Consider the following 12,949-nt stretch of genomic DNA (forward strand, 5'->3'; position numbering starts at 1 on the left):
GGGTCACCGGCGGCGTCCGTCCTCCCCACCCGGCGAGGCGCTCAGTCCTGCGGCCCACCGCCGGCGTGACGCTCGAGGAAGGCGTAGACCGCGGCGTCGTCCACCCCGGGGTAGGTGCCCGAGGGCAACGGCGAGAGGACGTGGGCGTGCATCTTCGCGCTCGGCCAGGACTGCTCCCGCCAGCGCTCGGCCAGGGCGGGGTCGGGCCGGCGGCAGCAGGACTCGTCGGGGCACGACGACGCCGCTCGCCGCGTCGTCTCGCGGCCCCTGAACCACTTCGCGTGGGCGAACGGCACCCCCAGCGTGATGGAGAACTCCGCGTCGGTCCCCGTCCCGGTCTGGGTGCTGCACCAGTAGGTCCCGGCCGGGGTGTCGGTGTACTGGACGAACTCGTTGGTGCGTGAGCGCCGCTCGAACGCCGCCCGGGCCGCCCACCGCCGGCACAGGGGCTGGCCCTCGATGGTGCCGGTGGCGTCGGTCGGCAGCGGCACGCCGTCGTTGGCGTAGCCGCGGTGGAGCGAGCCGTCGTCATTGGCCCGGATGAAGTGGGTGGGGATGCCCAGGTGCGCCGTCGCGAGGTTGGTGAAGCGCTGGGCCGCCGAGTGGTGCGTGACCCCGAACGCGTCGCGGAAGTCCTCCATCGACAGGTCCTTCGCGGCCTTCTTCCGCTCGAGGAAGTCCGTCGCGGCGAAGCGCGGGACGAGGCACGCGGCGGTGAAGTAGGCCAGCTGCTGGCGCTGGCGCAGGAAGTCGCCGTAGTCCGCGGGGTGGGCGAACCGGAACAGGCGGTGCGCCATCGCCTGGAGCGCGAGCGAGCGCAGGCCGTACCCACCCGGGATCGAGGCGGGCGGGAGGTAGATGCGCCCGTTCTCCAGGTCGGTGACGGTCCGGGTGGAGCGGGGCAGGTCGTCGACGTGGATGATCGTGAACCCGAGCCGGTCGGCCATCTGGGAGACCATGTGGTGGGTGAGCGCGCCACCGCTGTAGCCCACGGACCGCACGAAGTCCTCGGCCATCTCCTCGATCTCGGGGACGTAGTTGTCCCGGGCCTGCATCTCCAGGCGCAGCTCCGTGTTGATGCGCCGGGCCTCCTCGGGGGTCGCGATCGACGCCAGGGCGCGGCGCTCGAGCTCGCCGTGGAGCGCCGCGAGCGACTCCAGGGCGTCCATCGGCAGGCGCCGCCCCGGGCGCACCGGCGCGATGCCGAGGCTCGCGAAGAGGGGGCTGCGCTGGGCCCGCTCGAGGGCGATCTCGAGGGCGGCGCGCCGGTCCGGTGGCGGCTCGGGCGCGAGGAGGTCGGCGGGGGAGGTGCCCAGGGCGTCGGCCAGGGCCGTGAGGAGGGACAGGCGCGGCTCGCGACGGCCGTTCTCCACGAGGGAGAGCTGGCTCGTCGTCGACCCGACGGTCGCCGCCAGCCGGCTGAGCGTCAGGCCACGGGCGGTGCGGGCATGGCGGATCCGCCGCCCCAGGACCAGCGGATCGGCCGGGTTTCTGGGAGCCTGGGAGGAGAGTTCGGAGGGCACCGTTTGACGGTACCGAAACTTCTGCTGTTTTTGCGCCACTGTCCGCTTGATGAGGAGCTGGAAATGGGCCCAGAGTTGAACCAGGCCGCGAGACCGCGCCAGGACACGACCTCGGAGGACAGCAGCATGACCATCACGGACCCGGACGCCCGGACCGCAGCGCCCATGAGCGGGGCGGAGATCACGGACGAGGCGCTCGCCGCCTGGGTGCGTGAGATCGCCGAGCTCACGCAGCCGGACGCCATCCACGTGTGCGACGGGTCCCAGGAGGAGTACGACCGCCTGACCGACGAGCTCGTCGAGGCAGGGACGTTCATCCGCCTGGACGAGAGCCGACGGCCCCGCAGCTTCCTCGCGCGCTCCGAGCCGTCCGACGTCGCGCGGGTCGAGTCGCGCACGTTCATCTGCTCGGAGAAGGAGGTCGACGCCGGCCCCACGAACAACTGGGTCGACCCGGCGCAGATGCGCGCCGAGCTGGCCGAGGTCTTCGCCGGGTCGATGCGCGGGCGCACGATGTACGTCGTCCCGTTCTCCATGGGCCCCGTGGGTGGTCCGATCTCCCGTGTCGGCGTCGAGCTGACCGACTCGCCCTACGTCGTCGTCTCCATGCGGATCATGACGCGCATGGGCGCCGAGGCCCTGGCCCAGGTCGAGCGCGGCGCCGACTGGGTCCCGGCGGTGCACTCGGTCGGCATGCCGCTCGTCGACGACGACGGGCTGCGCCGCGAGGACGTCCCGTGGCCCTGCAACGACACCAAGTACATCGTCCACTACCCCGAGACGCGCGAGATCTGGTCCTACGGCTCCGGCTACGGCGGCAACGCGCTCCTGGGCAAGAAGGCCTACGCCCTGCGGATCGCCTCGGTCCTCGGCCGGGACGAGGGGTGGCTCGCCGAGCACATGCTCGTCCTGAAGATCACGGGGCCCGACGGCCGGGTCTACCACCTCGCCGCGGCGTTCCCGTCGGCGTGCGGGAAGACCAACCTCGCCATGCTCCAGCCCACCATCCCGGGCTGGAAGGTCGAGACCATCGGCGACGACATCGCGTGGATGCGGCCCGGCGAGGACGGCCGCCTCTACGCCATCAACCCCGAGGCCGGCTTCTTCGGCGTGGCGCCGGGCACGGGCGAGATGACGAACCCGACGGCGGTGGCGGCGCTCGGCCACGACGTCATCTTCACCAACGTCGCCCTCACCGACGACGGCGACGTCTGGTGGGAGGGGCTGACCGACGAGGTGCCCGCGCACCTCACCGACTGGCAGGGGCAGGACTGGACGCCGGACTCGGGCCGGCCGGCCGCCCATCCGAACTCGCGCTTCACCGTGCGCGCCGACCAGGCGCCGTCGATCGCCCCGGAGTGGGAGGACCTCGGCGGTGTGCCGATCGACGTCATCCTCTTCGGTGGGCGCCGGGCCACCAACGTTCCGCTCGTCGCGGAGTCCTTCGACTGGGAGCACGGCGTCTTCATCGGGGCGACCGTGTCCTCGGAGCAGACCGCGGCGGCCGAGGGGGCCGTGGGTGCCCTGCGCCGGGACCCCTTCGCCATGCTGCCGTTCTGCGGGTACAACATGGCCGACTACTGGGGCCACTGGCTGGCGATGGGGGAGCGCCTGGGGAGTCACGCCCCGCGGATCTTCCAGGTCAACTGGTTCCGCAAGGGGGCGGACGGCTCCTACCTCTGGCCCGGCTTCGGGGACAACGCGCGCGTGCTCGAGTGGGCGCTGCGGCGTGTCAACGGCGAGGTCGACGCCGTCGATGCCCCCACCGGGCGGCTGCCGCGCCCGGAGGACCTCAACCTCGAGGGCCTGGACCTCACGGACGATCAGCTCGAGGCGCTCTTCGCCGTCGACCGTGCCGGCTGGCTCGCCGAGGCCGACCTCACCGAGGAGTACTTCGCGCAGTTCGGTGACCGGCTCCCCGCCGAGATGACACGCCAGCTCGACCAGCTGCGCGCGCGACTGGCGTGAGCTGACGGCTGCGGGCGTCTGGCGTGAGCTGATCGGTTGCGCGCGTCCGGCTTGAGCTGGCCGGCTGCGCATGCCCCGCTTCAGCTGGCCGCTGGGTGTGCCCGGCCGGCCTCAGCTCGGCCGCCAGGTCAGGCCGGCCGAGCGGCCGCCGATGTGACGGTGTGGCGGATCGGGGTCGAGTGCGAACCGCCACAGCGTTACACCGCCTGGCGCGCCGTCGCCTCGGCGGGCGGTGTGGGCGGCCGGCCGAGAACCGGTGCGCGCTGCTGGGGACCGCCCGGACGAACGGTGCGCCCTCCCTGGGTCCGGCCGGACAAACGGTGCGCTCGCTGGGGGCCGGCCGGCGGCGGGGCCCAGCCGGTGGTGTCTCGCCCGGTGGTGGGAGCCGGACGCCGTCGGCCGGCGCCCACCACCGGGGCTCTCAGCGTCGGGTCAGCCGCAGGCGCCAGGCCTCGGGCCCCTCCTCGAGGTAGGCCACCTCGAAGGCGCCGGGCTCGCGCTGCTCGACCTGGGCGAGCAGGGGCAGCGGGTTGTGCGGCGCGATGAGGTCCATGGCTGCTCCCGGCGTGATCGCGGACAGCGCACCGAAGACGGTCGCGTGCCGGATGGCGTGCGGAACGGCGCGGACGTCCAGCGCGGGCACGGCGTCGTCGTGCCCGCAGCTGCAGGCGTGGGTCTCGGTGATCTCGAGCGACATGGGGTCCTCCTGGGGTCGGGTTCCCACCTACAATAAGCAAGAAGAATTCCGTGATAAAGCCAGCGGCGGTGTGCCGGTCCCGGTGTCCGGTCTCAGGCTCGCGGACGCTCCGCCCCCGCCACGGCACGCCCAGTAGGGTGCGGTGCGTGAGGATCCTGCTGATCGGGTCGGGCGCGCGCGAGCACGCACTGGCCCGGACCCTGGCCCGAGACCCCCGCACGACCGAGCTGGTCGTCGCTCCCGGCAACCCGGGGACCGCCGGGGTCGCCACCAGCCTCGAGCTCGACATCCTCGACGGGCACGCCGTCGCGGCCGCGGCCCTGGGCATGCGGGCCGACCTGGTGGTCGTCGGGCCCGAGGCGCCCCTCGTGGCCGGCGTCGTCGACGCGGTGCGGGCCGCGGGCATCCCGTGCTTCGGGCCGAGCCGGGAGGCCGCCCGGCTCGAGGGCTCGAAGGCGTTCGCCAAGGAGATGATGGCCGCTGCCGAGGTGCCCACGGCGCTGGCCCACGTCTGCACCGACCTCGAGCAGGTCGCGGCCGCCCTGGACGCCTTCGGCGCACCGTACGTCGTCAAGGACGACGGCCTGGCCGCCGGCAAGGGGGTCGTCGTCACCTCCGACCGGGACGAGGCACTCGCCCATGCGATCGCGTGCCTGGCCAAGGACGGCGGCGGCGACGCCACGCAGGGGGTCCCCGCCGTCGTCGTCGAGGAGTTCCTCGACGGCCCGGAGGTCTCCCTCTTCTGCGTCAGCGACGGGACGGCCGTGGTGCCGCTCGAGCCCGCCCAGGACTACAAGCGTCTCGGCGACGGCGACGCCGGCCCCAACACGGGCGGCATGGGTGCGTACTCGCCGCTGCCCTGGGCGCCGGCGGACCTCACCGAGCAGGTGCTGGACCGGGTCGCGCTGCCGGTGGTGGCCGAGATGGCCCGGCGGGGCACCCCGTTCGTCGGGCTGCTCTACTGCGGGCTCGCGCTGACCTCGCGCGGGCTGCGGGTGGTGGAGTTCAACGTCCGCTTCGGCGACCCCGAGACCCAGGTCGTCCTCGCCCGGCTCACATCGTCCCTGGCCGACCTCCTCCTCGCCGCGGCCACGGGGCGCCTCGCGGAGGTGGACGAGCCCCGCTGGTCCGGCGGTGCGGCCGTCACCGTGGTGCTCGCCGCGCACGGGTACCCCGGGCAGGTGCGCAAGGGCGACGTCATCACGGGCGTCGAGGACGCCGAGGCGCTGGACGGGGTCCACGTCCTGCACGCCGGCACGTCGCGCGACGGCGAGGGCAGCCTCGTGGCCGCGGGCGGGCGGGTGCTCAGCGTCGTGGGGGAGGGCCCGGATCTCGCCGCCGCCCGCGAGCGGGCCTACGAGGGCGTCGCCCGCATCAGGTTCGACGGCGCCCAGCACCGCACGGACATCGCCGCCGGTCGCTGAGGTGCCGGCGGCCGCCGAGCCGGCAGCCCTGCCCCGCTGAGCCGCGTCGCGGAGTCGCCCGCCCCGCCCCACAGAACCGCGCCGGCGAGCCGCCCGCCCCGCCCCAGCGAGCCGCCCGCCCGCCACGTCGAGTTGTGAGTTGTTGTTGCCCTGGAGTGACCGGGATCGACCACAAGCCACAACTCGACGCGGCGTGGTGGCCGGCGTGCGGCGTGGTGCGCGGCGGTGTGGCGTGGTGGCCGGCGTGCGGCGGCGTGCGGCGGCGTGCGGCGTGGTGGCCGGCGTGGGGCTGCGCGGCCTGCGTACCAGGGGAGCGGCGTCGTCCGGTCAGCGGGCGCCCGGATACCCGGGCACCAGGTGACGGCGGCCAGACGCCGACGGCCGGCCACCCCGAGGGGTGACCGGCCGCCGGACGCGGACGAGAGGTCAGTCCTGCTGCTCCTCGGCGCGGTCGCCGGACCACAGGGTGTGGAACGTGCCCGGGCGGTCGACCCGCTGGTAGGTGTGGGCGCCGAAGAAGTCACGCTGCGCCTGGATGAGGGCGGCCGGGAGCCGGTCGGCCCGCACGCCGTCGTAGTACGCCAGCGACGAGGCGAACGCCGGGGTCGGGACGCCGTTGAGGGCGGCCTGCGCCACGATCCGCCGCCAGGCGGCCACGCCGTTGCCCACTGCCTCGGTGAAGTACGGGGCGGCCAGCAGCAGCTGCAGCTCGGGGTTCTCCTCGTACGCCTCGGTGATGCGGTTGAGGAACCGGGCGCGGATGATGCACCCGCCGCGCCAGATGCGGGCCATGGCGCCGCGGTCGATGTCCCAGTCGTTCTCCGCGCTCGCCGCGGCGATCTGGTCGAAGCCCTGCGAGTAGGCCACGACCTTCGAGGCGTAGAGCGCCTGGCGCACGTCCTCGATGAACGCGGCGCGGTCGGTCACCTCCCAGGTGCCGGCGTTGGCGGGCAGGACGCCGCGGGCGGCCTCGCGCTGAGGGACCGAGCCGGACAGGGCGCGGGCGAAGGTGGCCTCGGCGATCCCGGTGATCGGCACCCCGAGGTCCAGGCCGTTCTGCACCGTCCAGCGGCCGGTGCCCTTCTGCTCGGCGCGGTCCATGACGACGTCGACGAAGGCGTTGCCCGTCTCGGCGTCGGTGTGGGCGAGGACCTCGGCGGTGATCTCGATGAGGAAGGACTCCAGGTCGCCCCGGTTCCACTCGGCGAAGATCTCGCCGATCTCCGCGGCCGACGCGCCCAGACCCTGGCGCAGGATGTCGTAGGCCTCGGCGATGAGCTGCATGTCGGCGTACTCGATGCCGTTGTGGACCATCTTGACGAAGTGTCCGGCGCCGTCGGGGCCGACGTGGGTGCAGCACGGCACGCCGTCGACCTTCGCGGAGATGTCCTCGAGCATCGGGCCGAGGCGGTCGTAGGACTCCTTGGTGCCGCCGGGCATGATCGACGGGCCCAGGAGCGCGCCCTCCTCGCCGCCCGAGACGCCGGAGCCGACGAAGTGCAGGCCCTTGGCGCGCAGGGCGTTCTCCCGGCGGATGGTGTCGGGGAAGTGGGCGTTGCCGGCGTCGACGATGATGTCGCCCGGCTCCATCGCGGCGGCGAGCTGGTCGATGACGGCGTCGGTGCCGGCCCCGGCCTTGACCATGATGACGGCCACGCGCGGGCGCGAGAGCGAGGCGACGAAGTCCTCGACCGACTCCGACGGCACGAACGTCCCGTCGTCGCCGTGCTCGGCCACGAGCTTCTCCGTCTTGGCGAAGGAGCGGTTGTGGACGGCGACCTTGTAGCCGTGGCGTGCGAAGTTGCGGGCCAGGTTCGAGCCCATGACCGCCAGGCCGGTGACACCGATGTCGGCGACGCCGACGGGCTTCTCGCTTGCCATGTGTTCCTCCAGGTTCTCGGATCGATCCGGTGAAACCGTACGCGGTACCCGTGCGGACGTGCGCGGCTGTGCCATCAGTTGCCCGTGGCCGCCGGGACGGTCACCGCCGACGGCGTGCGACGGACCCTGCCAGGATGACCCCATGAGCATCGACGGCGGCACCGCGCCCGTGCTGGCGGGCTGGACCCACACCTACTCCGGCAAGGTCCGTGACCTCTACGTCCCCTCCGACGAGTCCTCCCACGCGGGCGGCGACGTCGTTCTCGTCGTCGCGTCCGACCGCATCAGCGCCTACGACTACATCCTCCCGACGACCATCCCGGGCAAGGGCCGGATCCTCACCGCGATGAGCCTGTGGTGGTTCGACCAGCTCGCCGACGTCGTCCCCAACCATGTGGTCTCCCTCGACGTGCCCGAGGAGGTGCGGGGCCGGGCGATGATCTGCCGGCAGCTGCGGATGTACCCGGTCGAGTGCGTCGTGCGCGGGTACATCACCGGCTCGGTCATGGCCGAGTACCGGACGTCCGGCACCGTCTGCGGGCTGCCGCTGCCGCCCGGGCTCGAGGAGGGGGCCCGTCTGCCGGAGCCCATCTTCACCCCGGCCGCCAAGGCCCAGGTCGGCGAGCACGACGAGAACATCACCTTCGAGGAGACCGCCGACCGGGTGAGCCTGCCCATCGCCCGCCGCCTGCGCGACCGCACCCTCGCCGTCTACCGTCGCGCCGCCGAGATCGCGGGCGAGCGGGGCATCATCCTGGCCGACACCAAGCTCGAGTTCGGTGCGTCCCTGCAGCCCGGCGAGCCGGTCATCGTCCTCGGGGACGAGGTGCTGACCCCGGACTCCTCCCGCTTCTGGCGGGCCGAGGACTGGGAGCCCGGCCGGGCGCAGACGAGCTACGACAAGCAGTTCGTCCGTGACTGGCTCACCTCGCCCGCCTCCGGCTGGGACCGACGCGCGGGGACGCCGCCACCGGCGCTGCCGCGCGAGGTGGTCGAGCGGACGAGCGAGCGCTACGTCGAGGCCTACGAGCGCCTCACCGGCCTCGTCCTCGAGGCATGAGACGCGGTCGAGCGCCTGACCAGGCGAAACCTACGCAAACGTAACCTCCTCTGTCGTGCGGGCCGGATCCGTGCCACACTCGGTCGCAGCGCCCGTACCCGGGCGTGTGCGGCCACGGGTCGCGCCCCTCGACCGACAAGGCGGCGGCCGTTGAGCCAGACCCTCGAACCCACGCGCACCCCGTCCCCCCGCACCCCCGGCGCGGCCCGCCGGCACCAGGTCAGCGACTTCACCGCGCTGACCGCCAAGGTGCAGGAGGCCGGGCTCATGCGGCGCGCGTACGGCTACTACTGGGCCAAGCTCATCGGCCTGACGGTGGCCGGGCTCGCGCTCATGGCCGTTTTCGTGGTCGTCGGTGACACGTGGTGGCAGCTCGTCACCGCCGCCGTGCTGGCCGTGCTCCTGACGCAGGTCGCGTTCGTCGGTCACGACGCCGCCCACCGCCAGATCTTCGTCTCGGGCAAGTGGAACGAGTGGGTCTCCCTCATCGTCATCAACCTCTACGCCGGGATGGGCCTGGGGTGGTGGCAGCGCAAGCACAACAAGCACCACGCCGCGCCGAACAAGGCCGGTGCCGACCCCGACGTCGAGCCCGGCGTCCTCGCGTACACCCCCGAGGACATCGCGGCCCGCAAGCACCCCGTCACCCGGTGGCTGGGGCGCAAGCAGGGCTGGTTCTTCTGGCCGCTGCTGCTCCTCGAGGGCGTCAACCTCCACGTCCAGGGCCTCAAGCGGGCGCTGGGCCGCGGCGAGGTGGTCAAGCGTCGTGGCGTCGAGATCGCCTTCATCACCGTCCGTCTCGTCGGTTACGTCACGCTCGTCTTCCTCGTGCTCTCGCCCGGCAAGGCCGCCGCGTTCATCGGGCTGCAGCTCGCGATCTTCGGCCTGTACATGGGGCTGTCCTTCGCCCCGAACCACATCGGCATGCCGATGGTCGCGCCGGACGTGAAGATCGACTTCCTCCGGCGCCAGGTGCTCATGAGCCGCAACATCTCCGGCGGGCGCGCCGTCGACACCTTCATGGGCGGCCTGAACTTCCAGGTCGAGCACCACCTCTTCCCCTCGATGGCTCGGCCCAACCTGCGCAAGGTCGCGCCGATGGTGCGCGAGTACTGCGACCAGCTGGGTGTGCGCTACACCGAGACCACCCTCGTCCAGTCCTACCGCGCGGTGGGGACCTACCTCAACCAGGTCGGCCGCGGCGGCCTCGACGTGTGGGCCTGCCCGCTCGCCGTCCAGTACCGGGTGTGACGGCGACGCGCCGCCCCACCCCCTGAGCCCGTCGGCCGGCTGCGGATCACCGCGGCCGGCCGTCGGCTTGTCCGGCGTCCGGCGGTGTCCGCCGTCTGGTGATGTCTGCTGTCCTCGATGTCCGCCGTCCGCGATGTCCGCCGTCCGCGATGTCGGCTGTCCCGCGACCTCCGGTGCCCGGTGACGTCCGGCACCACCCGTGGACACCCTGGCCGGGTGGCGCGCCGTGGCGGCTACCCTGGAGGCGCCGTCGTCCGCCACACGCCCAGGAGCACCGCAATGGGACGCATCGTCGTCGAGGTCATGCCCAAGCCCGAGATCCTCGACCCGCAGGGCAAGGCCGTGGCCCGCGCGCTGCCCCGGCTGGGCCTCGACCACTTCGCGGGCGTGCGCCAGGGCAAGCGGTTCGAGCTGAGCGTCGACGGCGAGGTCACCAGCGAGCTCCTCGACGCCGCCCGACGGGCCGCCGAGACCGCGCTGTCCAACCCCGTCATCGAGGACGTCGTGGGGGTCTACGAGGTCGACGAGGCCGCCCGGTGAACGGCGCGCGGATCGGCGTCGTCACCTTCCCCGGGAGCCTCGACGACCGCGACGCCCAGCGGGCCGTCCGCCTCGCGGGGGCCGAGCCGGTCGCGCTGTGGCACGCCGACGAGGACCTGCGCGGCGTCGACGCCGTCGTCCTGCCCGGCGGCTTCTCCTACGGCGACTACCTGCGCTGCGGGGCCATCGCCCGCTTCGCGCCCGTCATGGGCGAGATCGTCGCGGCGGCCGAGACCGGCCTGCCGGTGCTGGGCATCTGCAACGGCTTCCAGATCCTGTGCGAGGCGCACCTGCTGCCCGGCGCCCTCATCCGCAACGACCACCAGCTCTTCGTGTGCCGGGACCAGGACCTGCGCGTGACGAGCACATCCACGGCGTGGACGTCGGACCTCGAGCTCGGCGAGGTCATCACGGTCCCGCTGAAGAACGGCGAGGGGGGCTACGTCGCCGACGAGGACACGCTCGACCGGCTCGAGGGGGAGGGACGGGTCGTCTTCCGCTACGAGGGCGGCAACCCCAACGGCTCCCTGCGTGACATCGCCGGGATCGCGAACGCCCGCGGCAACGTCGTCGGGCTCATGCCCCACCCCGAGCACGCCGTCGAGCCCGGGTTCGGCCCGGACGAGCCGGGACGCCCGCGTGCCGGCACGGACGGGCTCCGCCTGTTCACGTCCGTCCTCGGCTCGCTCGTCAGCCGCTGAGCGTCGGCGCTGCCCGGTTTCGCGCGCCAGGTGCGCCCGGCGGGCCGATCCTCAGCCGCCGACGACCTCAGCCGGGTCGGCCGCGTCCATGCCGTGCGCCGCGGCGACGGCGGCGTTCGTCACGGTGCCGTCGTGGGTGTTGAGGCCGTGCGCCAGTGCCGGGTCGGCGCGCATCGCGTCGCGCCAGCCGCGGCCGGCGAGCTCGACCGCGTAGGGCACGGTCGCGTTGGTGAGGGCGTAGGTCGACGTGTGCGGCACGGCGCCGGGCATGTTCGCCACGCAGTAGAACACCGTGTCGTGGACGCGGTAGGTCGGGTCGGTGTGCGTCGTCGGCCGGGTGTCCTCGAAGCAGCCGCCCTGGTCCACCGAGATGTCGACGACGACGGAGCCGGGCTTCATCCGGCTCACCTGCTCGTTGGTCACCAGCCGCGGGGCCTTCGCCCCGGGGAGGAGGACCGCCCCGATGACGAGGTCGGCGTCGGCGATCGCGCGCTCGATCTCGTAGGAGTTCGAGGCGACGGTCTGGCAGTGGCCCTGGTAGATGGCGTCGGCGTGGCGGAGCTTGGCGATGTCGCGGTCGAGGAGGAGGACCTCGGCCTGCATGCCCAGAGCGATGGCCGCGGCGTTCATCCCGGCCACCCCGGCCCCGATGACGACGACCTTCGCGGCGTACACCCCTGATACCCCGCCCAGCAGCACCCCGCGCCCGCCCTGGGCGCTCATGAGGGTGTGCGAGCCGACCATGGGCGCGAGCCGGCCGGCGACCTCGCTCATCGGCGCCAGCAGGGGCAGCGTGCGGTCGCTGAGCTGGACGGTCTCGTACGCGACGGCGGTGACCCGGCGGCGCACGAGCTCCTCGGTGAGCTCACGGTCGGCGGCGAGGTGGAGGTAGGTGAAGAGGGTCTGACCCGCACGCATGCGGTGGTACTCCTCCGCCACCGGCTCCTTGACCTTGAGGATGAGGTCGCCGGCCTCCCAGACGTCGTCGGCGGAGTCGAGGATGGACGCGCCCGCCGCGGCGAAGTCCGGGTCCGGGATGGACGAGCCCGTGCCCGCCCCGGCCTCGACGACCACCTCGTGGCCCGCGCGGACGAGCTCGTGGACCCCGGCGGGCGTGAGCGCGACCCGGAACTCGGTGTCCTTGACCTCGCGCGGAACCCCAACCCTCATCGGACACACCCTTCGTCGTCGAAGCACCGCTGGGCGGCGTGCGTGGGGAAGTCTAGGGGCCCGGCGTCGTCGCAGGTCACCGGACGGGAGCGGCCTCCCCGTGCCATACTCTCGCCACGGTCGGGCCTCCACCCGGCCTCGGAGCGGCGAAGGAGCACCCCCATGCCGGAGATCGACGCGCAGCTCGGCGGCGAGTGGATGTTCGACCCGAGTCACACCCGGATCGGCTTCTCGGCCCGCCACGCGATGGTGACGAAGGTGCGCGGTGCCTTCAACGAGATCGACGGGCGCATGCACGTCGACGCGGACGACCTCTCGCGGTCCACCGTGACCGTGCGGCTCAGGACGGCGAGCGTCGACACGCGCAACGCCGAGCGGGACGCCCACCTGCGCAGCGCCGACTTCTTCGACGCCGAGCAGTACCCCGAGATCGTCTTCACCTCGACCGCCGTGGACGAGGTGGAGGACAACACGTACATGGTCGCCGGCGACCTCACGATCCGCGACGTCACCAAGCACGTGGTCATCCCGCTCGAGGCCGTGGGCGTCCAGCGGGACCCCTCCGGGGCCCTCCGTGCAGGGTTCGAGGGCACCCGGCGGGTGAACCGCCGGGACTGGGGCCTGGAGTGGCAGGTCGCGCTGGACACGGGCGGCGTGCTCGTCTCGGAGAAGATCACCCTCGAGTTCGAGATCTCCGCGGTGAAGATCGAGGACTACGGCAGCTAGGCCCGCGG

The 12,949-nt window shown here is 73.0% G+C and carries 11 protein-coding genes; 7 read left to right on the forward strand and 4 right to left on the reverse strand.

The window, feature by feature from the left end; all coding sequences use genetic code 11:
* Positions 1-41: 41 nt before the first annotated feature.
* Positions 42-1,523 carry a helix-turn-helix domain-containing protein gene (locus AAEM63_RS02235; RefSeq protein WP_341360088.1) on the reverse strand — a complete coding sequence of 494 codons (1,482 nt, stop codon included), beginning with the start codon at positions 1,521-1,523 and terminating at the stop codon, positions 42-44.
* A 126-nt stretch (positions 1,524-1,649) separates the two neighbouring features.
* Between AAEM63_RS02235 and AAEM63_RS02240 the strand changes: the two genes are divergently transcribed.
* The gene (locus AAEM63_RS02240; RefSeq protein WP_341360089.1) at positions 1,650-3,491 is read left to right on the forward strand and encodes a phosphoenolpyruvate carboxykinase (GTP); all 1,842 of its coding nucleotides are present in this window, start codon (positions 1,650-1,652) and stop codon (positions 3,489-3,491) included.
* A 421-nt stretch (positions 3,492-3,912) separates the two neighbouring features.
* Here AAEM63_RS02240 and AAEM63_RS02245 read toward each other — a convergent pair whose 3' ends face one another.
* A complete protein-coding gene (locus tag AAEM63_RS02245; protein WP_341360090.1) occupies positions 3,913-4,188 on the reverse strand; it encodes a DUF2249 domain-containing protein in 276 nt (91 codons plus the stop codon).
* A 146-nt stretch (positions 4,189-4,334) separates the two neighbouring features.
* Between AAEM63_RS02245 and purD the strand changes: the two genes are divergently transcribed.
* Positions 4,335-5,612, forward strand: a complete 1,278-nt coding sequence (purD, locus tag AAEM63_RS02250; RefSeq protein ID WP_341360091.1) for a phosphoribosylamine--glycine ligase — start codon at positions 4,335-4,337, stop codon at positions 5,610-5,612.
* A gap of 426 nt (positions 5,613-6,038) precedes the next feature.
* Here the strand turns inward: purD and gndA are convergent, their stop codons facing one another.
* Complete coding sequence (gene gndA, locus AAEM63_RS02255; RefSeq protein ID WP_341360092.1) at positions 6,039-7,493, reverse strand: NADP-dependent phosphogluconate dehydrogenase; 1,455 nt, start codon at positions 7,491-7,493, stop codon at positions 6,039-6,041.
* Between the two features lie 142 nt (positions 7,494-7,635).
* Here gndA and AAEM63_RS02260 point away from each other — a divergent pair, with 142 nt between their 5' ends.
* From AAEM63_RS02260 to purQ, 4 genes are all read left to right on the forward strand, one after another.
* Positions 7,636-8,553 carry a phosphoribosylaminoimidazolesuccinocarboxamide synthase gene (locus tag AAEM63_RS02260; protein ID WP_341360093.1) on the forward strand — a complete coding sequence of 306 codons (918 nt, stop codon included), beginning with the start codon at positions 7,636-7,638 and terminating at the stop codon, positions 8,551-8,553.
* A 150-nt stretch (positions 8,554-8,703) separates the two neighbouring features.
* The gene (locus tag AAEM63_RS02265; protein ID WP_341360094.1) at positions 8,704-9,804 is read left to right on the forward strand and encodes an acyl-CoA desaturase; all 1,101 of its coding nucleotides are present in this window, start codon (positions 8,704-8,706) and stop codon (positions 9,802-9,804) included.
* Between the two features lie 279 nt (positions 9,805-10,083).
* A complete protein-coding gene (locus tag AAEM63_RS02270) occupies positions 10,084-10,344 on the forward strand; it encodes a phosphoribosylformylglycinamidine synthase subunit PurS (RefSeq protein WP_341360095.1) in 261 nt (86 codons plus the stop codon).
* Entirely contained in the window at positions 10,341-11,045 is a 705-nt protein-coding gene (purQ, locus tag AAEM63_RS02275) for a phosphoribosylformylglycinamidine synthase subunit PurQ (RefSeq protein ID WP_341360096.1), read from the forward strand. Before AAEM63_RS02270 ends, purQ begins: the two co-directional genes overlap by 4 nt.
* 51 nt (positions 11,046-11,096) lie before the next feature.
* On the opposite strand, the gene ald is transcribed toward purQ, so the two are convergent.
* Positions 11,097-12,215, reverse strand: coding sequence for an alanine dehydrogenase (ald, locus tag AAEM63_RS02280; protein WP_341360097.1), 1,119 nt, complete (start codon positions 12,213-12,215; stop codon positions 11,097-11,099).
* A gap of 162 nt (positions 12,216-12,377) precedes the next feature.
* Between ald and AAEM63_RS02285 the strand changes: the two genes are divergently transcribed.
* Positions 12,378-12,941, forward strand: coding sequence for a YceI family protein (locus tag AAEM63_RS02285; RefSeq protein WP_341360098.1), 564 nt, complete (start codon positions 12,378-12,380; stop codon positions 12,939-12,941).
* The last annotated feature ends 8 nt before the right edge of the window (positions 12,942-12,949 follow it).

It is taken from the genome of Georgenia sp. M64 (genome assembly GCF_038049925.1).
Lineage (GTDB): Bacteria > Actinomycetota > Actinomycetes > Actinomycetales > Actinomycetaceae > Georgenia.

Excerpts from the sequence above, each read along its gene's own strand:
- AAEM63_RS02240 (WP_341360089.1), top strand. The coding sequence starts at position 1,650 with ATGACCATCACGGACCCGGACGCCCGGACCGCAGCGCCCATGAGCGGG.
- AAEM63_RS02245 (WP_341360090.1), bottom strand. The coding sequence starts at position 4,188 with ATGTCGCTCGAGATCACCGAGACCCACGCCTGCAGCTGCGGGCACGAC.
- gndA (WP_341360092.1), bottom strand. The coding sequence starts at position 7,493 with ATGGCAAGCGAGAAGCCCGTCGGCGTCGCCGACATCGGTGTCACCGGC.
- AAEM63_RS02260 (WP_341360093.1), top strand. The coding sequence starts at position 7,636 with ATGAGCATCGACGGCGGCACCGCGCCCGTGCTGGCGGGCTGGACCCAC.
- AAEM63_RS02270 (WP_341360095.1), top strand. The coding sequence starts at position 10,084 with ATGGGACGCATCGTCGTCGAGGTCATGCCCAAGCCCGAGATCCTCGAC.
- ald (WP_341360097.1), bottom strand. The coding sequence starts at position 12,215 with ATGAGGGTTGGGGTTCCGCGCGAGGTCAAGGACACCGAGTTCCGGGTC.
- AAEM63_RS02285 (WP_341360098.1), top strand. The coding sequence starts at position 12,378 with ATGCCGGAGATCGACGCGCAGCTCGGCGGCGAGTGGATGTTCGACCCG.